At 38.1% G+C, this 18,323-nt stretch carries 19 protein-coding genes; 12 read left to right on the forward strand and 7 right to left on the reverse strand.

Annotated elements, in window-relative coordinates:
• The first annotated feature begins 39 nt into the window (after positions 1-39).
• From QF042_RS00990 to QF042_RS01000, 3 genes are read left to right on the forward strand one after another with little or no spacing between them, the layout of a single operon-like run.
• Positions 40-1,248, forward strand: a complete 1,209-nt coding sequence (locus QF042_RS00990; protein ID WP_307524433.1) for a HAMP domain-containing sensor histidine kinase — start codon at positions 40-42, stop codon at positions 1,246-1,248.
• Positions 1,229-1,738, forward strand: coding sequence for a DinB family protein (locus QF042_RS00995; RefSeq protein ID WP_307524435.1), 510 nt, complete (start codon positions 1,229-1,231; stop codon positions 1,736-1,738). Before QF042_RS00990 ends, QF042_RS00995 begins: the two co-directional genes overlap by 20 nt.
• The gene (locus QF042_RS01000; RefSeq protein WP_307524437.1) at positions 1,728-2,150 is read left to right on the forward strand and encodes a hotdog fold thioesterase; all 423 of its coding nucleotides are present in this window, start codon (positions 1,728-1,730) and stop codon (positions 2,148-2,150) included. Before QF042_RS00995 ends, QF042_RS01000 begins: the two co-directional genes overlap by 11 nt.
• 210 nt (positions 2,151-2,360) lie before the next feature.
• On the opposite strand, the gene QF042_RS01005 is transcribed toward QF042_RS01000, so the two are convergent.
• A complete protein-coding gene (locus QF042_RS01005) occupies positions 2,361-2,723 on the reverse strand; it encodes a DUF6249 domain-containing protein (RefSeq protein ID WP_307524438.1) in 363 nt (120 codons plus the stop codon).
• Between the two features lie 236 nt (positions 2,724-2,959).
• On the opposite strand from QF042_RS01005, the gene QF042_RS01010 reads away from it, so the two are divergent.
• The 4 genes from QF042_RS01010 to QF042_RS01025 all read left to right on the forward strand — a co-directional run bounded on the left by QF042_RS01010 (position 2,960) and on the right by QF042_RS01025 (position 6,002).
• Positions 2,960-3,526: a Crp/Fnr family transcriptional regulator gene (locus QF042_RS01010; RefSeq protein WP_307524440.1), complete on the forward strand. Its 567-nt coding sequence runs from the start codon at positions 2,960-2,962 to the stop codon at positions 3,524-3,526.
• Positions 3,527-3,594: 68 nt separating this feature from the next.
• Positions 3,595-3,915: a multidrug efflux SMR transporter gene (locus tag QF042_RS01015; protein WP_307524442.1), complete on the forward strand. Its 321-nt coding sequence runs from the start codon at positions 3,595-3,597 to the stop codon at positions 3,913-3,915.
• Positions 3,916-4,941: 1,026 nt separating this feature from the next.
• Positions 4,942-5,523, forward strand: a complete 582-nt coding sequence (locus QF042_RS01020) for an RNA polymerase sigma factor (RefSeq protein WP_307524445.1) — start codon at positions 4,942-4,944, stop codon at positions 5,521-5,523.
• On the forward strand, positions 5,520-6,002 hold the full coding sequence (locus QF042_RS01025) for an anti-sigma factor (RefSeq protein ID WP_307524447.1): 483 nt from the start codon (positions 5,520-5,522) through the stop codon (positions 6,000-6,002). The genes QF042_RS01020 and QF042_RS01025 overlap by 4 nt, the downstream gene beginning before the upstream one ends.
• Positions 6,003-6,101: 99 nt before the next feature.
• On the opposite strand, the gene QF042_RS01030 is transcribed toward QF042_RS01025, so the two are convergent.
• From QF042_RS01030 to QF042_RS01055, 6 genes are all read right to left on the reverse strand, one after another.
• Positions 6,102-6,629 carry an alpha/beta hydrolase gene (locus QF042_RS01030; protein WP_307524449.1) on the reverse strand — a complete coding sequence of 176 codons (528 nt, stop codon included), beginning with the start codon at positions 6,627-6,629 and terminating at the stop codon, positions 6,102-6,104.
• Between the two features lie 107 nt (positions 6,630-6,736).
• Entirely contained in the window at positions 6,737-6,928 is a 192-nt protein-coding gene (locus tag QF042_RS01035; protein WP_025141747.1) for a cold-shock protein, read from the reverse strand.
• A 104-nt stretch (positions 6,929-7,032) separates the two neighbouring features.
• Positions 7,033-7,959 carry a hypothetical protein gene (locus tag QF042_RS01040; RefSeq protein WP_307524455.1) on the reverse strand — a complete coding sequence of 309 codons (927 nt, stop codon included), beginning with the start codon at positions 7,957-7,959 and terminating at the stop codon, positions 7,033-7,035.
• 71 nt (positions 7,960-8,030) lie between these two features.
• A complete protein-coding gene (locus QF042_RS01045; protein WP_307524457.1) occupies positions 8,031-8,906 on the reverse strand; it encodes a phosphodiester glycosidase family protein in 876 nt (291 codons plus the stop codon).
• Positions 8,907-9,244: 338 nt separating this feature from the next.
• Positions 9,245-11,755 (reverse strand): zinc-dependent metalloprotease, encoded by a 2,511-nt coding sequence (locus QF042_RS01050; RefSeq protein WP_307524459.1) that lies wholly within the window; start codon positions 11,753-11,755, stop codon positions 9,245-9,247.
• Between the two features lie 92 nt (positions 11,756-11,847).
• Entirely contained in the window at positions 11,848-12,936 is a 1,089-nt protein-coding gene (locus tag QF042_RS01055; protein ID WP_307524460.1) for an aspartyl protease family protein, read from the reverse strand.
• Positions 12,937-13,146: 210 nt separating this feature from the next.
• Here QF042_RS01055 and QF042_RS01060 point away from each other — a divergent pair, with 210 nt between their 5' ends.
• The 5 genes from QF042_RS01060 to QF042_RS01080 all read left to right on the forward strand — a co-directional run bounded on the left by QF042_RS01060 (position 13,147) and on the right by QF042_RS01080 (position 18,295).
• Positions 13,147-14,475, forward strand: a complete 1,329-nt coding sequence (locus QF042_RS01060; RefSeq protein WP_307524463.1) for a D-alanyl-D-alanine carboxypeptidase/D-alanyl-D-alanine-endopeptidase — start codon at positions 13,147-13,149, stop codon at positions 14,473-14,475.
• A gap of 30 nt (positions 14,476-14,505) precedes the next feature.
• Positions 14,506-15,531, forward strand: coding sequence for a glycosyl hydrolase family 18 protein (locus tag QF042_RS01065; protein WP_307524464.1), 1,026 nt, complete (start codon positions 14,506-14,508; stop codon positions 15,529-15,531).
• Position 15,532: 1 nt separating this feature from the next.
• Positions 15,533-16,576, forward strand: a complete 1,044-nt coding sequence (locus tag QF042_RS01070) for an aminotransferase class I/II-fold pyridoxal phosphate-dependent enzyme (RefSeq protein ID WP_307524465.1) — start codon at positions 15,533-15,535, stop codon at positions 16,574-16,576.
• Positions 16,577-16,668: 92 nt separating this feature from the next.
• Entirely contained in the window at positions 16,669-17,220 is a 552-nt protein-coding gene (locus QF042_RS01075) for an RNA polymerase sigma factor (protein ID WP_307524467.1), read from the forward strand.
• A gap of 52 nt (positions 17,221-17,272) precedes the next feature.
• Positions 17,273-18,295 carry a FecR family protein gene (locus QF042_RS01080; RefSeq protein ID WP_307524469.1) on the forward strand — a complete coding sequence of 341 codons (1,023 nt, stop codon included), beginning with the start codon at positions 17,273-17,275 and terminating at the stop codon, positions 18,293-18,295.
• Positions 18,296-18,323: the final 28 nt, after the last annotated feature.

Below are 18,323 nucleotides of genomic sequence, written 5' to 3' on the forward strand. Positions count from 1 at the left end.
TTTTTTTCGTTTTGTTATTGTAATTTGGCTAGCTAAAGCATGAACCCCTATCAAAAGAAACGCCGCTGGAAGTTTTTCCTTCTCATTTTTGCCATCTTAATTGGCATTGCCTCAGTATTTTACACCGATTCTTTTGTAAAAAAAATGGAACGTGAAGAGGCCGCCCAGTTTCATCTTTGGGTTAAAATTCAGGAACGGGCTATGTTTTTATACGATAATGATGATTACTTCGTAATTGTAGAAACAGTAAGAAAAAACACGAAAACTCCTGTAATCATGGTCGATTCTGCAGGAACGATTACCTCTTTTTTTGGTTTAGACAGCACCAAAACCAATTACCCCGTTGCAGATACTAAACTCACTTACGATAGCTTATATTTTGTACGGCAGTTAAGACAGATGAAGGCGCAGCATCCACCTGATGAAATGAATTTTTTGGGCAAGAAGTTTAAGGCTTACTATCGCGATTCATTTATTCTAACACAGCTGAGGTATTTCCCATACATCCAAATGGGGGTTATCTTTCTTTTCCTTTTAACTGCATATGCTGCGTTTAGTTCTGCGCGGAAAGATGAACAAGACCATGTTTGGGTAGGTTTAGCCAAAGAAACTGCCCACCAGTTGGGTACACCAATATCATCGCTTATGGCCTGGACAGAGTTGATGAAATCGAAATTTGATGCAGAAGATGATCCGTTGATTGCCGAAATGGAGAACGATATTAAACGATTGGAAATTATTACCGACCGTTTCTCGAAAATCGGTTCTAAACCTATACTTGAAGACCATACGGTTTATATCGTAGTGAGCGATTTTATCCGGTATTTTAAAGTGCGTACTTCAGATAAGGTTAAATTCAGCATTACTGGCGATGAGCAGGTAAGAGCGATGTTAAACGTTCCATTGTTTGATTGGGTGATTGAAAACCTTTTAAAAAATGCAGCAAATGCCATCGAAAACGAAGGCTCAATTTCCATCAATATTATAGAAAATTTAGCTAAAGAGCAGGTATTTATTGATGTGAGCGATACCGGAAAGGGTATTCCAAGGTCTAAGTTCGATGCGGTTTTTCAACCTGGATATACCACGCGTAAACGTGGCTGGGGCTTGGGTTTATCGCTTACCAAACGGATTGTAGAAAATTACCACAGCGGAGAAATTTTTGTAAAAGACTCTGAACTGGGTAAAGGCACAACTTTTAGAATAATATTAAAAAGCAGTTTAAGATATGAACCGACCACAGCCTAACGAATATCCAACTTGGGGCGAAACCTATATCAGTAAAGTAGATCGAGATATTTTCGAAATTTTAAACGATCAGGTGCTAAGTCTTCCGGCCTTGTTTAGGGCAAACGCCGATAAGGCTGATTATGCCTATGCCGAAGGTAAATGGACACTGAAAGAAATGTTAGGTCATATTATTGATGCTGAACGTGTTTTTGCCTATCGCATTACCTGTTTTGCCCGGAAAGAGCAGCAGCCTTTACCAGGTTTCGAAGAAGACGATTATGTAACCAATGCCCGCTTTGCCCAACGCGATCTGCAAGATCTGATTGAAGAGTTTATTGCGCTACGTAAGGCCAACTTATACCTTTTTAAATCTTTAAACGACGACGAACTAAACAGAAAAGGAATTGCTTCGGGCAGAGAAATTAATGTAAAATCTATTTTATTTATTGTAGGTGGCCATATTATCCACCATGTTTCCATTTTAAAAGAACGTTACCATGTGGTTTAAAAATTTTACGGTTGATGAGCTGAACAATCGCCCTAAAAATCACCTCGGGGCGTTGCTTGATATCCGCTTTACCGAAATTGGCGAAGATTTTATTACCGGAACCATGCCTGTTGATGAGCGCACGCACCAACCCGCGGGGATTTTGCACGGGGGCGCCTCGGTAGTTTTAGCCGAAACATTGGGTAGTATTGCTTCATATATGTGTATTGACCCAGAGAAATATGTTGCCGTAGGTTTAGAAGTAAACGCTAACCATTTACGCCCGGTAAAAAGCGGTTTGGTTAAAGGCATTTGCAAGCCCTTACATATTGGGGCTAAAACCCAGGTTTGGGAAATTAAAATTTATGACGAACGCGGAAAAATGAATTGCATCAGTCGTTTAACCGTCGCGATTATTAACAAACCGCAGTAAACGTGCTATCAGATCTTACCATCTCACTGTTACTCAAATCTAAGAAACAAGTTATTTAATGCTAAAAAACTAATTGTCAGATGGTAACATCTGACAGCATAAGCATATCTGATAATGCGAGATGTCAAATTTTATAGCAAACTGGCTATGAAACTTGACTTCTCTCCTCCTCATCAAATGAAAACATTTGACGGCACGACTTATTAATAATTAAAACTTGTTATTGTCAAGCCATTTCTTTTCTACCAGATAAGAAACAATTAAACCCAGCCCGCCGAAAATCCCGATGCAACCAAAATAAATGGCTACCGATTGTCCTTGCTCACTGTTTGTCATATCACTGCCGAATACTCCCCTAACAGTAAAGAGTGCTACCAGCAAACCAATTCCTAAACCAACCAACAGCAAACCGAACTTTAAACTTAAAAAGGGTTTGGGTGTGGCCTTATGTACACCCGGATCGATTCCCCTTTCGATCATTGCCATTTTCTCCTTGTTTGAGAGATAGCGTATTCCAAATATCATTACGAATGCGCCTAAAAAAAGTGAGATGGGAACTAATATACCTATCATGATTATATTTTTTTAAATTGTAAATATTCTATTGTTTAATTGAACCGTGTTCTGTGTATTATGACTACATGCTTTTTAATCAGGTTACACCCTATATAAAAAATATTCAATAACCAATGATCAATCACCAGTGCACCGGCGGAAAACAACGGATTATAAATAGCTAAACATCAATATTCAATCATCAGGCGCTACCTTGCCAAAACATTCTTATTTTTGTTTCAAAGCCATCGATTTTGATTGAACAACTTAGAAATATAGCCGTTTTTACCTCATTAAGTGTTGATTCACTGTATGAGATTTCTAAGCATATTCAATATGTTAAACACAAAAAGGGAACGATCATTATCCATGCAGATAAAATCGAACCTTATTTCTATATCCTCGAAAGCGGTATTGCCAGAGCCTATTCTAATGGCGAAAACCAGCAGATAACCTTTTGGTTTGGACAAAGTGGCGCAGTTCTTTTCTCTTTTAACAGCTACATTAATAATGGTCCCGGCTATGAGAACATTGAGCTATTGGAAAACTGCCGTTTAATTCAAATCAGGCTAACCGATCTTTTTTTACTTTACAACCAACATTTAGAAATTGCCAACTGGGGCAGAAAAATTGCCGAACAGGAATTAATTGCTACTGAAAGAAGATTAATAGACCGGGCTTTTAAAGGGGCGGCAGAGCGTTATCAGGATTTTGTAAATCAATCTCCTGAACTGATTAAAAGAGTTGCCTTAAAACATATTGCCTCTTACCTGGGCGTAACACAGGTTACCTTGAGCAGAATAAGAGCAGCTTATAAATAAATCATTTTTTAACATTTGTAAAATGCTCCCCGATAAATGTGCCTTAAATTTGTAGAAACACATTTATCATGAACTGGATTATCTTAATCATTGCCGGCCTTTTTGAGGTTGGCTTTACCACCTGTCTTAAATTATCGAACAATTTTTCGAATATAAAATGGAGTGCAGCTTTTTTTGTCTGTATTATTTTAAGTTTCTTATTGCTGAATAAAGCAACCCAAACTTTACCCATGGGAACTGCTTATGCTGTTTGGACAGGTATCGGCGCAGTAGGCACAGTAATTATCGGGATTGTTTATTTCAATGAACCAGCAACCTTTTGGCGGATATTTTTTATCTGCACACTTATCGGTTCTATTGCCGGGTTAAAGTTTTTTGCTTCAAACTAGCGCGCAGGCCATCTTGCGAAGTTTAAAAGGCTTTAGGGCGCAGGCAAAACTTCGCAAGTTTGACATTGGTAAACTCGTTTTTTCCATAAAGGCTATTTTATTGCTTTTTTGGAGCGCAAAGCCTGCACAAGAAACCAAGCTGGTTCCCGTGTTACGCTTGTACGCTTCGGGCATTCGTTCCTCTGCCCTGCAGGGTACCGCTTCACCCTGGGCTAGGTAGCTAATACCGCATTTCATTTTTAGGGTTGCATGGTGCACCCACGCTGTCCATAAACCTGATGGCAGCGACAGCCCCGAAGAATGAGGGCTATAGCGAACAGCAGGACTGCAATCTCCAATGAAAAACTGCCCTTTCATTTCCAAAGAATAAAAAAGCTATATCGTTTATTTTCTTCTTTCGGAGCGCAAAGCCTGCACAAGAAACCAAGCTGGTTCCCCTGTTACGCTTGTACGCTTCGGGCATTCGTTCCTCTGCCCTGCAGGGTACCGCTTCACCCTGAGCCAGGTGGCTAATACAGCATTTCATTTTAGGGTTGCATGGTGCACCCACGCTGTTCATAAACCTGATGGCAGCGGCAGCCCCGAAGAATGAGGGCTATAGCGAACAGCAGGACTGCAATCTCCAATGAAAAGCTGACCTTTCATTTCCAAAATAAAAAGCTATATCGTTTATTTATCTGTTTAATTCTCTTCTTTTGGAGCGCAAAGCCTGCACAAGAAACCAAGCTGGTTCCGGTGTTACGCTTATACGCTTCGGCGATTAATAAAGGTTGGTGAGCCACCAACCTTTGGAACTGGGCTAAATGGCTAAAACAGCATTTCATATTGCGGGCTTGCATGGTGCACCTACGCTGTTCATAAACCTGATGGCAGCGACAGCCCCGAAGAATGAGGGCTATAGCGAACAGCAGGACTGCAATCTCCAATGAAAAGCTGACCTTTCATTTCCAAAAAACTAACCAAGGATTATAATTTTAATATTTCACCTGTAACCTGCTTATCTTTAATGTAGTCTTACAGCTAAACATGGAGCAAAAACTTACAGACTTAGCGCTGATACAAAATGTATTGAACGGTGAAACCGCTCAGTATGCTTTGTTGGTAAAACGCCATCAACGGTTTGTATTTACGCTTGCTTTAAGGTTTTCGAAAAACAGGGAAGATGCTGAAGAAATTGCGCAGGATTGCTTTGTAAAAGCATATAAAGCCTTAGGTACATTTAAACAAACGGCTAAATTTAGTACCTGGCTGTATACCATTACCTATACTACTGCCATGACTTTTTTAAGGAAAAACCGTTTAGATACGACATCTATTCATGATGAAAGTACCGTTCTGCAGCTCGAAAATCAGACCTCCAGTTTTAACGCAAACGGTTATGAAAAGCAGGATAGCCATGCTTTTTTAAATATTGCCATTACCCAGCTTTTACCAGATGATGCCGCTATTATTACCCTATTTTACAAAGGCGAACAGAGTTTAGAAGAAATTGGCGAAGCACTGCACATGGAACCCAACACAATAAAAGTGAAGTTGCACAGGGCCAGGCAAAGACTTAAAGAAAAATTACAATATTTGTTAAAAGATGAAGTAAAGGAGTTACTATGAATACAATAGAACAACAGCTTTGGGACTATATTGATGGAAATCTGGATGATTCATCAAAAAAAGCCATTGAAGAAAAAATTGATTCGAATGCAGAGATTAAAGCACAATACGAGGATTTACTAAAACTTAATTTAGTTTTTAATGAGCTCGATCTTGATGAACCTTCTATGTCTTTCAACAGGAATGTAATGGAAAGTATTGCTTTGGCTCCAGCCCCGGTAGCCATGAAAACAAAGGTCGATAAAAAGATTATTTACAGTATTGGCGGTTTTTTCGTGATCTCTCTACTGGCCTTATTAGGTTATGTATTTTATAATGTTAACCTCGAAATGCCTCAATTCGATTTGAAGGTGAATTTCGATTTTAATTTCGATAAATACATTACGCCTACGACTATTTATGCCTTTCTTTTTGCAGATCTGGTGATTGGATTGATTTTTCTTGATCAGTTTTTAAGGAAGAAAGTGGCTCAGAAGTAAGATATAGCTTAAATAGCTCCCGCAGATCAAATTGATTTACGCAGATTTATGTTCATCTGCGCCTTTCTCGGAATCTGCGGGAACTCAGAAGGGCAAATTTTACCCCAATTTTTTTAAAATCTCCAATCCCTCTGGCCACACACCAAAACCAGCGTCGGCATTAATATGGCCAGCATTGCCGATATTAATAAATTCACTTCCCCAATTTTGGGCAAAGAACTCAGCTCTTTCTATTGTTACCCATTCATCATTCGAACTGGCTACAACAATGGATTTAAAGTTTATTTTATCTAGAGGTACATGATCGAAACCCACTGTTGGGAAGTTATATCGGGGTGCTTCTAAATCACTTGGTGCAACCAGTAAAGCTCCTTTAATTTCCTTTTGATATTGTTTTGCCCAATTGGCAATTGCAGTACAGCCCAAACTGTGGCCAATTAAAATCACATTGGCCAAATCATACCCAACAAGGGCCTGATTAATGGTTTCAATCCAATCTTTGCTGGCAGGTGTATCCCAGTCTTGTTGATTAATGCGGATAAATTGATCCCCAGATTTTTCGAAATGCGTTTGCCAGTGATCAGGGCCTGAATTACCCAAACCAGGAATGATAAAGTAATGGGTCATGATGTACTAGAATAAGATCTAAATCTATTTGAAAGAGAGCAAAAATGAAAACAAAAAAAGGCCGCCATCGCAAGAAAGCAGCCTTCTCTGTAAATATGATAAATAAATTAAATTACTTTCACATTAACGGCATTTAAGCCTTTTTTACCGTTAGCAACTTCGTACTGTACTTTGTCGTTTTCACGGATTTCGTCGATAAGACCTGTTGAATGAACAAAGATTTCGCTATCGCCATTCGCAGGTACGATAAAGCCAAAACCTTTAGTTACATTGAAGAATTTTACTGTGCCTTCTTGCATTGTATTAAATATTAAAATTAAGTATGCAAGGTAAGTTTTAATTTTTAAAATCAAAATAAATTTTAACATTTTTTTAACGTTAAAATTTTGTAAATAGCAGATTATTAAGGCTTTTTAATTGTCTTCCCAATTATAGTTAAAGTAATTTCACTATTATGCGGAATTCCCAGCGTAGTTCCGGGAGCAACATTAAAAAGGTTTCGAACATAAATATCGGCTATTCCCTGAGCCACCTTTTTTTTAGCCTCAACATTCTCGGGAAGCACATTATAAATCGTTTTTACATGTATCCCTCCCTGAAAATCGACCACCGCAGCAACCTGATAAGCAAAATCTTTATAAGCCCGGTCTATCCTGATAATATATTGCGGAAACATATAATCGTAAGCCTCAGTTCTGTTATTCGTCCGGTCTACCGTACTGATTTTTTCGACCCTTACAATTTTGCTTTTAGGGATAAATTGAACCGGATCTGTAGCGGCAAAAGCACTATCGCTATTGGCATTAACCTCAGCAGAACGTTTCTCGATAAAAGCAGTATCGGCTTTGGTTGGTTTTTGCAGATCGGAAGCCTTTGCTTTCAGTTTATTTTTAATGTAATCCTGTGCGTAAAAGGTCATGTTCACATCCGAGCGTACATCTGCGGCAATTACCTTTCCGTTTACCTGCACACGCTGAAAAACCAGGCTATCTTTACTGATATGCTTTACCTTAAAAAATTCTGCAGCGAAATTATATACGTTTCCATGATCGTATTGCATGTAAAACTTTTGCATCTTCTTTTTCTGGGGGCTCCAGGCCATCATGGTATCTTCTTTGGCTACTTCGATGATCCAGGATGGCTTTTGCATAAAACCTTCGGCATTAAAAGAAAGTCCATTTTTAAAGCGTCGTTTTACCTCTTGATAACGAATGCCTTTTACAGGCTCGAAAGTAAAATCTCTTAACGTCGGATCGCTGGTTTTAGAGCCAAACTTACAGGCAGAAAGCATCAGCACAAAAAAGAAAAAGTATATCGTATTTTTAATCATTTCAACAAAAATCTTTGGCTAAAATAAGTTTTTTTAACCAGAGCTAAACATGGTTGTTTATAGATGCAGGTTTATCTCCTGGCTGGTTTTTTCACCAAAATGACGTTAGCAACTTTACGCTGTCCTTCATGGTCCCATTTTTTATTATCAGTTGGGTAGTTGATAACGCCATGATCAGGCATTCCGTTTACCCACAAAGTTGTAGAACCACCACCATCAAAATTTAGGGCACTGGTGCAGCCTAACCAACGCATTAATTTGGTCAGTTCGAACAAACTCATGCCTGCTGAGTTTTCATTTCTTCCATCAACGGTTAACAAAATCACCCTTCCGTTGGGTTTTATACCCAGACAGGTACGCGGATGGCGCAAACGGCTAAATCCGGTCGTATCTAGCTTTTCATCAACATGGTTTAGGGTTAATAAAGGGCCATTTAACAAAACATTTTGAGCAGTCATTTTTGTTTCCCAGTCTGTTGTTCCATCCCACTTTTGGATCGAAATTTTACCGTTTTCAATTACAACTGCTGCTTCCTGGTGCCTTGCCCGACTTCCATTCTTATCCAGTCGGTTAGTACTCAGTGTTTTTCCATTAACGCGAACAAAATCTACCGAACCTCCGTTTTTCACATCGAAAAAATTGCCATTTATCGCAGCAATTGCTGTATCGCGTAATCCAAAATCACGGGTAGTAATCAGGTCTTTTTCTTCAGCTCCAATAGCAAAAACCGCCTTTCGGCCAGTATTTTTTATTTCTAAAAACGAAATGTTTTCGTTCGCAGCAAAAAGATTTTTCTGATCAAAGTGATGTTGGAATAAAACCACCTGCCTGGCAATTCTGTTTTTATGCCATTTGGTTTTTACGATCGTTAACGAATCTGCATTTTGGCTAAAAGCAGATAAACTGTATGTAAATAAGGTAATGGCAAATAATAATTTTTTAAGCATAATAGCTGTTTTGATCATAAAATTAAAAAACTGTTGTGTGGTTTAGCTTAAAGCATCAAGAATTATACAATAGATTCGTCATTTCGAGTGAAGTGTAACGAAGCCGAGAACCCGAAGGCTCTGCGAAGCAAAATCTGCGACAATAGATCTCTCCATTCCGTTGCACTGCAGTCGAGATGACGAACCTTTGACTGAAACCTGATAGGTTTGGTCAAAAAAAAGCGGAGCGATCATTTGTTGATCTGCCCCGCTTTTTTAATGATTGAGTTTGAATGAGAGAATGATTGAATGAAGGAATTTTGAATGATTGAATGGCCTATCTCTTTTTATTCAATCATTTATTTCTTTGGATCTAAAATATCTTTAATTCTGATATTCAAATCTTCGTAATGTGCTTTGGTAATGGCATCGCCTGCTGCAGCCCTCGCTTTTGTAGTAGCCAATAAGGTTTTTAACTCTGATCTAACCAATGGTCTGATATCAGATAAGCCAACATTGATTGGAGTTAAACCATAACTTGCGGCATAATCTACAGGGAACCCAACCGGAAGTTCTGCTTCTTTAGTCATTAAATCCTGCAAACGGTCTACATAAGCACGTTGTAAATTACGTTTAAATGCATCTGCTCTTCCTGCAACAAAAACCGATGATCTTAAGTCGGTAAATAATTCAGGCAAGGTATATGCTTTGGCAGCGCCGTTTTTAGTTTCGTTATCTAACAAACGCGCAATACGGGAAGCAGATAATAAATTGCCTAAAGTATTTGCCTGAACACTTTTAATACGGTTTAACAATACACCATTATCAAATTTACTCAGTTGATCATTGCTGATTAACCAAAGTGGCGTAGTGAATAATTGTTGATTAAAAAAAGCAATAGCTTCTTTTTGTTTTGCTTTTGGCAAATAGGCATAAACTGGCCCTTTTTGCTCGTAGGTTTTAAAGTTTTCGCTTAATCCACCAACGTTTGTTGCCACATGCCCCATATAACGGTTAAACTGGCCAACAATTTCGGTGTAAATTTCTTTTAAATCGCTATAATCTTTTCCTTTTTGATAAGTCCATTTCTCTACGTTAGGCAAAATGCGTTTTAAGTTGGCAATACCATAAGTACTTGCTTTCATTGCATTGTCGCCCAAATCTTCGCTCTGCAAACGAGGGTCTAATGAAGTTCCCTGACGCCCGTAGAAATATAAAGGATTACCTGCATTTTTTAGTGTCCACTGATCTAAAATTTCTTTTTCCTGCTCGGCAGTTTTGTCTCCAGGAATCCAGGAATATCCCCATTTCACTACCCATTTATCGTATTCTCCAATTTGAGGGTGAAGTTTGGTTACACCATCGCCAGGTTGAGCGATGTAGTTAAAACGCGCATAATCCATAATTGATGGCGCAGTACCATGTTTATCTGTAAATGCTTTTGAACGTAACGAATCAACCGGGTAAGCATAGCTAGAGCCAAAATTATGCGGTAAACCTAAAGTATGGCCAATCTCGTGTGAAGAAACAAAACGGATTAATTCGCCCATTTGCGCATCGGTAAATTTAGCTTTACGCACTTCAGGATTAATAGCTGCAGTTTGTACAAAATACCAGTTATGCAATAGGTTCATTACATTATGGTACCAGCCAATATGCGTTTCTAAAATTTGTCCGGTACGCGGATCGCTAATGTGCGGGCCGTAAGCATTTGCAATATCTGATGCAAAATAACGAACAACCGAATACCTGGAATCTTCTACGCTAAACTGAGGATCTTGTTGTGGTGTTGGTGCCTCTTTACCAATAATGGCATTTTTGAAACCAGCAGCTTCGAATGCTACCTGCCAATCGTTAATTCCCTGAATCAAAAACGGCACCCATTTTTTTGGTGTTGCAGGGTCGATATAAATGACAATAGGTTTTACTGGTTCTACCGATTCACCACGTTTGTAAGCGTTTGTATCTTTCGGAACTAAATTCCAGCGGTGAATGTAGGCTGTGCGCTCTGCCTTTTGTGCATTGCTTCCGTAATCGATTTGAGATTGACCAAAAAAACCAACCCTGCTATCCATTATTCTGGCTTTTACTGGGATTTTTGGCAATAATAACATCGATGTATTGAATTCGAAAGTAACCGCTCCATTACTATTATCAGTTGGAGATTCTGCTGCACGGTAAGTTTTAGCCGTTTTTACTTCAACATTAATAGGGAAAGTTTTTACCGTATCGATATAAGAGCGTGTTGCATCGTACATGGTAACTTTATATGCCTTACGGATCTGATCAGTAGCACCAATAGCCATTACATCACCATTATAAAAATCGGTAACATCAATCACAACGCCCGTGGTATCTTTATTATAGGCCTTAATTTCAAAACTGGCTAAAATCTGTGCAAGATTAGAGTTTTGCACCGATTCGTACATATCGCTGTTTGGATCGGCCTTTGTTGCATAGCTTGGTACACGGATGTAAACTTGTTTACCTCTACGCTCCCATTTCCATACCTGCTCATTTAATTGCTCACCACCATATTGCTGGTTGCCCACTTTTACTCCTGCCGGTACTTTTGCCAAACGGGTAACGACAAGCATTTCGCGGTTAATCATCGAATCTGGTATCTCAAAATACCATTTATCATCTACTTTGTGTGTTTTGAATAAACCGTTTGTTGTTCTGGCTTTTGCCGTAATTACTTCAGAAAATGGTTTAATTCCTTCTTTTTTTGGAGCCGCTGCCGGGGCTGGAGTTGCAGGAGTAGCCCCTTTTGTGGTTTTAGATTTTTTCTGGGCATATACGGATCCTGATCCGGCTACACCAAGTGCTACGATACCTGCAAGGGCAAGTACCTTAAAGTTTCTCTTCATGTGTATATAAAAGTTAGTTTGCTTGGCAATAAGAGGTTAAAGTTAAAGCCTTGTTACACGACAATGCACTTGTAACTGGAAAATTACGCTTATCAGATCCTCTTCTCGAGACGAACCACTTTAAAATAGACTTGATTATCTCTAAAAATTTCGAAAATTATATTTCTGTCTGCTTTCGATTTAAACATTTCGGTAAGATCGTTTAAAGAATAGACATCTATATTTTTAAAGTTTACCGCAATAATTTCATCATCAGGGCACAAACCTGCTTTTTCTGCCGGGCTGTTTTCGTCTATTTCTCCAATCAATACTCTTTTATACTCTTTCTGATCGAGATAAATCACCATACCCACCATATCGTGTTCGAAAGGGGTTTTACTTAATCCATTGGGTTTAACATAAATAAAGCCATCCTGATAATTAAACTGAATATTAAATTTCCGAAGTAAATCAGCGCCTAAATTCCCATTCCGTTTTCTTAAATCGATCTTATCCGCAATGCTCTTAAAATCAGGAAATCCGGCAACAACGTCTTTAAAAACATAACCTCCAACATTAAATTTACTCACACGACCAACATATCCCTTAATCTGGCCGCTAAGGCTCATCCCTAAATTAGCTTTGATTTTTTTTTCAGGTAGCGGGAATTCAGTTCCATTGAGCATTTCGAGTGATAAAGCGTGGCTGGCGCCTGTATCCATTAAAAACCTGGCTTCAACGGTTTTGCTCCCGGGAACATCAACGGTGGCTAAAATATACGGCTTCTGGTTCTCTATTTCAATGGGTATTTTTTTCCCCCGATATTTAATCCTGGCATCATGATCGTAAATAATCAGCCTATTTTCACTATATCTGATATCAACAATAAAGCTGTTAAAAAAACTGAAACCCAGCAAGCCATAAATTTTTAGCCCTAAATGTCCCGACAGGTTAAAGAGATCTTCTTTTAAGATAGCCGTTGGTATATGCTCAATACTTGTACTGCCTACTTTAACATCAAGGCTTTGAGAAACATAGGCCTCAACGGTTTCGATGCCCAGGCCAGAGACTTTGATTTTACGGAGCTTACTAAAATTCAACGAATCAATAATGGATGGATCTGTAATTATCATAGGTCCAACTCCTGTATCTAGAACAAAATCATATGGTCCTTTTCCATTTACATATAACGGAATAACCATTAGGTTTTTGATACACTTAAAAGAAATGGATTGTTTTTGCCGGTTTCTTTTAAAAAGGAATTCCTGTCCGAATCCAGAAAAACCGAGAAAAATAAACCCCATGCAAATTGTTAGTTTGCGTAAACAGATTATTACATCGGGGTTATATTTGGTTAACATTAAACTAAATTTAATAAATTAGTTGATAATTATGTCACCTAAATTTAGAACATGTTCCCCTTAAAAAATCATAATTTTATTTTTCTTGCATTTGCGCTATCTGTTTGTTTGTTAACCAGTTGCTCAACCAATAAAATCATTTCAAAAAAAGTAGCCAAAACATTCAAAAATTCGCAGGTAATTAAACAATATCAGGTAGGCTTTGCGCTTTTCAGTCCTGCAGATAAAAAAATGATTTTTCAGAAAGATGCTGATAAATATTTTACGCCAGCATCGAACACCAAACTTTATACTTTTTTTGCGAGCTTAAAAATGTTGCCAGATTTAATGCCTGCTTTAAAATATATTGAGCGGAATGATTCATTGATTTTTTGGGGAACCGGAGATCCGGCTTTTTTACAGTTCGCAGTAAAAGATAAATCAGCTTACAACTTCCTTTTGGCATCAAATAAAAAGCTGTTCTTTTCTCCAGGACGGTATTCGGGCAGTTTCTTTGGCGATGGCTGGGCCTGGGATGATTACGATTATTATTATCAGCCAGAAATTACCGAAATGCCAATTATGGATAATATGGTGACTTCTACTTATGCCGGCCCAAATAAGATCAATATTGAACCAAAGGTTTTTGTCCCCTGTTTCGAAATAGATTCTACAAAAAAAACAGGCAGTTTTCAGGTAAGCAGAGATTTTTTAAGCAATCGCTTTCATTATCCTGCCGTTTCAGCACAACCAGGGTATAATCAGCAAAACCCATATAAAACCAGTGCGCAGGTTACCGTCGAAATATTAGCGGATACCCTGCACAAAGCGGTAGGTATTGTCGACTTTAAAATACCTTCAGATGCTAAAACTTTACCGGGCGCTAAGCGCGATTCGGTTTTAAAACACATGATGTTACCCAGCGATAATTTTATTGCCGAACATTTGTTGTTGGTTTGCTCCAATCAGATTGGCGATACATTAAGCACAACAAAAGCCATTGATTACATTACCAAAAACTACCTTTCTTTTTTGCCTGATAAGGTAAAGTGGGCTGATGGATCTGGTTTGTCTCGCCAGAATTTATTTACGCCGCGTGATAATGTATACCTCCTCGATTCCATTTACAGGTTGGTAAACAATCCGGAGAAGCTTTTTAACCTGTTACCTGCAGGTGGTAAAAGCGGCACATTAAAAAATGCTTATCCCAAAACAGACAAACCTTTTATTTTCGGAAAAACAGGTTCGCTCGGAGGTGTTCATAATCAAAGCGGATACGTACTCACAAAAAAGGGTAAAACGTACATCTATTCTTTCATGAACAACAGCTTTATAAAACCAACTGCAGAGGTACGTGCAGAAATGGTGAGGATAATAACTTATATACACGATACTTTTTAAGCATATGTAGCATACAATAACACCTAACCTATGAAAAAATTCTATCTATTGATCGGCATTTCTACCCTGCTTATCATATCATCCTGTAAGAAAAATGATCCCATAACGGATCCCACAGCACCTCCCATCCCAACTACACCCTATGTACCCGACAATAGCTTTAAAATTGTAAGTTATTTCCCAAGCTACCGGGATCCGGCCGGCGTTGCCGATTCGAAATTCAAAATGATTACACATCTCTTTTATGCTTTTCTAAATCCCAACACCGATGGAAGCTTAGTGGCATTAGCACAACCCGGCCGATTTACAACCGTAATGCAAAAAGCAAAGGCAAACGGCGTAAAAACAGGCATTTCAATATCGGGTACGAAAAGTGTTTTTGTAACCATGGCGGCATCTGTAATGGCCAGAAACCTGTTTGTAAAAAATGTACTAACTTTTGCCAAAACCAACAATCTGGATGGCGTTGATATGGACTGGGAATATCCAAGTACCAGCGATGGATCGGCAGACAATTACGTGCTCCTGATGAAGGAGCTTTCAGATTCTCTACACAAATACCATAAATTTTTAAGTGCGGCCATAACCCCTGGTGTATACGCGGGCTGCATTCGGGATGGATTAAAATCGGAAGTTTTCCCTGCTGTAGATTTCTTTAATATTATGGTGTATGATGGCATTGGTTGGGATAAAAATGAGCCTGTTCAACATGCATCGTACAACATGGCCGTTGCCAGTTTAAATTATTGGTTAAGCACCCGCGGTATGCCAAAAGAAAAAGCCGTTTTGGGCATCCCGGCTTATGGTAAAAATGCCAGTAACTCGGCTAAGGCCTATCGCGATTTTGTAACAGCAGGTGCTGATGTAAGTTTAGATAATGCATTAATTGATGGCGTTCAATTTTACTATAACGGAACGATAACCACCAGGAAAAAAGCTAAACTCGCCAAAGATATTGCAAATGGAATCATGTTCTGGGAATTCTACCATGATGATAATGGCGATAAATCTATTATCCGTGCTGCAAATGATGAACTTGGCAGAAACTACAATTAATATGAAGCCTAACTTTAAATCGATTGATCAGCCTTTTTCTAACAAAATAAATATTGAGGGAAACACTTATTTATATTTTGGTGGAACAGCTTATTTGGGCATTCCCCAAAACCAGGATTTCATTGATTTATATATCGAAGGCATTAAAAAATTTGGCTTAAACAACGGAACAAGTCGTACCAACAATATTCAGTTAGGCATTTATGATGATGCCGAAAAAATAGCCGCTGCACGTTATGGGGCAGAAGCGGCACTGATTACGTCGAGTGGTTATTTAGCTGCGCAACTTACCGTTAAAGCTTTGTCGACACTAGGGCAGGTAATTTATGCCCCTGCAGCGCACCCAGCACTTTGGTTGGTAGAAAATCAAACTAAAAATTTAATGCTATTCAGAGATTGGGAACAAGAGACTATTGAAAGAATAAATTCATCCGAAGAAAAAAATTGGGTTTTGATTAGTAATTCGATGAACAATCTTGTGCCCGAAATTTATGATTTCGATTTTGTAAAAGACATCAATAGGGATAAAAATATAATTCTGGTTGTAGACGATTCGCATGGAATAGGCGTAAACAACAATGGCATGGGTGCCATTGTAAATCTCCCGAAACAAGAAAACATTGAAAATGTAATCGTAGCCTCAATGGCAAAAGCTTTGGGTGTAGATGCTGGTATTGTGTTGGCCTCAAATAAAATCATCAGTAAACTTAAAGCCACAAACACCTTTATTGGTGCTTCTCCGCCCAGCCCTGCCGCTCTCCATGCGTTTATCCATGCAGAAGAAATATATCGAAAGGCTTTAAATAAGCTGAAAAACAATATGCTGCTGTTTGAAACTGCATTAAATCTTACCTGGAAACATGAGGATGGTTTTCCGGTATATTTGCCCGGCGATTCAAATTTGGCCGAGCGTCTTTTGAAGCAACAAATTCTAATCTCATCTTTCCCTTATCCAGCTCCAACTGATAAACCTTTAAATCGTATTGTGCTTTCAAGCTGGCATACCGATGCGGATGTTGCTATGCTGATTTTGGCGTTGGAATAAGTTAATTACTCAAAAAAATTAATGTTAATCAAATAAATAAAATTAACACTATATTTATTTCCAGCTAACATTAACCAAGTAGTTTTGAGCCATTGTCAAATTATATCCAAGATATTAGGCAGGGAAACCATAGATCTTTCGAAATAGTTTTTAAACTATGGCATAAGAAAGTATATGCTTACTTTTTAAAGAAAACAGCATCCGATGATTTAGCTGAAGAACTTACACAACTTGCCTTTATTAAACTCTGGCGATTTAAGCACACTTTAACCGAAGATTTCCCTTTAGATGTGCAATTGTTTAAAATTGCTAAAACGACATTGCTGGATTATTTTAAAAAACTAGCAAATGATGAACGAAATTTAAAAAATTATGGTGCCGATTTGACCGATAAAGTTAATGAACAAAGTCTTCAATTCGATATCAACAAACAATTAGAAGTTGTTTTAAACTGCTTGCCACCTACCCGAAAACAAGTTTTTGTTTTAAATCGTGTTCACGGATATTCTTACAAAGAAATTGCCGAACAACTTTCCATCTCCCCAAGAACAGTTGAAAAGCATATTTCTTTAGCGATTAAGCAACTTAATGGTTATGCCTATTTACCTGCATTTATCTTTCTGATGGATTTATTGGCTAAATAAAAATATTTCTACCTCGTTACGGGTTATTCCCAAATCCAATCGTATTAGTAATATGAACATATCTGATGAGCTCTTAGACAGGTATTTTAAAGGTATATGTACTCCCGAAGAAAAACTTTTGGTGGTAAACTATTTAAAAGAAACAGATGATTTATCCCAACATTTTTTAAGTAAAGATGATTGGGATGATGCCGATGATGCGCAGATTTCAAATGAAAAAAGTGACGAAATATTTGCGGCGATTAAAAACCAAACCCTGGCCAAATCATTGAGAATGAAATGGTTCAAAATTACATCTGCAGCAGCAGTTGTCTTTGTGTTGCTTAGTGTTGTTTTTTTGCTGTTAAATAAACCTGAAATAACTCCGAATCTTGCTAAAAACAATGTGGTTAAAAAGGAAATAACGGAAGCAATTAACTGGAAATCGATTGTGAATTATACGAGTAACAATCAATCGCTGGTTTTGCCAGATGGTTCTACAGTTAAAATATACCCAGGGGGGGAATTAAGATACGCTGTTCCATTTGTTAAAGCAAACCGGGAGATTTATTTAAAAGGTAAGAGCTTTTTTCAGGTTACTAAGGATAAAAAACATCCGTTTATTGTTTACGCTAAAGGAATATCAACAACTGCTTTAGGAACATCGTTTACCATTACCGCAACGGAACAGGATAAACTTATTAAGGTGGAGCTGCATACAGGTAAAGTTTGGGTTAAAAATATTAGCGCTGATCAATCGGTTTTAACTTTCGACAAAATTTTGCTGCCTGGAAGTGAATTAGTTTATAACAGTATTAAACATCAGGTTAAAGTATCTGATAAAGCCATGCTTGTTAAGGAATTACCAAAGCTTAACGAACTGAATTTTACACAAGCATCGTTAAAAGAGGTTTTTGATCAACTACAGGAACACTATAAAATTAAAATTATTTATAATGCTGATGATTTAGATGAAATTTCATTTACAGGTACAATCGATTTAAATCGTAAGGCAGAAAAAATTCTTCGAGAGATAACGGAATTAAACAAACTTAACCAAACTAAAACAACCGGGGGCTACCTAATTACTAAATAAACCAATAATATATTTTGAATTAACGAGC

The sequence above is a fragment of the Pedobacter sp. W3I1 genome, assembly GCF_030816015.1.
Lineage (GTDB): Bacteria > Bacteroidota > Bacteroidia > Sphingobacteriales > Sphingobacteriaceae > Pedobacter.

Excerpts from the sequence above, each read along its gene's own strand:
- QF042_RS01060 (WP_307524463.1), top strand. The coding sequence starts at position 13,147 with ATGTTCCCCTTAAAAAATCATAATTTTATTTTTCTTGCATTTGCGCTA.
- QF042_RS01040 (WP_307524455.1), bottom strand. The coding sequence starts at position 7,959 with ATGATTAAAAATACGATATACTTTTTCTTTTTTGTGCTGATGCTTTCT.
- QF042_RS01045 (WP_307524457.1), bottom strand. The coding sequence starts at position 8,906 with ATGCTTAAAAAATTATTATTTGCCATTACCTTATTTACATACAGTTTA.
- QF042_RS01000 (WP_307524437.1), top strand. The coding sequence starts at position 1,728 with ATGTGGTTTAAAAATTTTACGGTTGATGAGCTGAACAATCGCCCTAAA.
- QF042_RS01050 (WP_307524459.1), bottom strand. The coding sequence starts at position 11,755 with ATGAAGAGAAACTTTAAGGTACTTGCCCTTGCAGGTATCGTAGCACTT.
- QF042_RS01065 (WP_307524464.1), top strand. The coding sequence starts at position 14,506 with ATGAAAAAATTCTATCTATTGATCGGCATTTCTACCCTGCTTATCATA.
- QF042_RS01070 (WP_307524465.1), top strand. The coding sequence starts at position 15,533 with ATGAAGCCTAACTTTAAATCGATTGATCAGCCTTTTTCTAACAAAATA.
- QF042_RS01020 (WP_307524445.1), top strand. The coding sequence starts at position 4,942 with ATGGAGCAAAAACTTACAGACTTAGCGCTGATACAAAATGTATTGAAC.
- QF042_RS01055 (WP_307524460.1), bottom strand. The coding sequence starts at position 12,936 with ATGGTTATTCCGTTATATGTAAATGGAAAAGGACCATATGATTTTGTT.
- QF042_RS01080 (WP_307524469.1), top strand. The coding sequence starts at position 17,273 with ATGAACATATCTGATGAGCTCTTAGACAGGTATTTTAAAGGTATATGT.
- QF042_RS00990 (WP_307524433.1), top strand. The coding sequence starts at position 40 with ATGAACCCCTATCAAAAGAAACGCCGCTGGAAGTTTTTCCTTCTCATT.
- QF042_RS01025 (WP_307524447.1), top strand. The coding sequence starts at position 5,520 with ATGAATACAATAGAACAACAGCTTTGGGACTATATTGATGGAAATCTG.
- QF042_RS01005 (WP_307524438.1), bottom strand. The coding sequence starts at position 2,723 with ATGATAGGTATATTAGTTCCCATCTCACTTTTTTTAGGCGCATTCGTA.
- QF042_RS01035 (WP_025141747.1), bottom strand. The coding sequence starts at position 6,928 with ATGCAAGAAGGCACAGTAAAATTCTTCAATGTAACTAAAGGTTTTGGC.
- QF042_RS01015 (WP_307524442.1), top strand. The coding sequence starts at position 3,595 with ATGAACTGGATTATCTTAATCATTGCCGGCCTTTTTGAGGTTGGCTTT.
- QF042_RS00995 (WP_307524435.1), top strand. The coding sequence starts at position 1,229 with ATGAACCGACCACAGCCTAACGAATATCCAACTTGGGGCGAAACCTAT.
- QF042_RS01030 (WP_307524449.1), bottom strand. The coding sequence starts at position 6,629 with ATGACCCATTACTTTATCATTCCTGGTTTGGGTAATTCAGGCCCTGAT.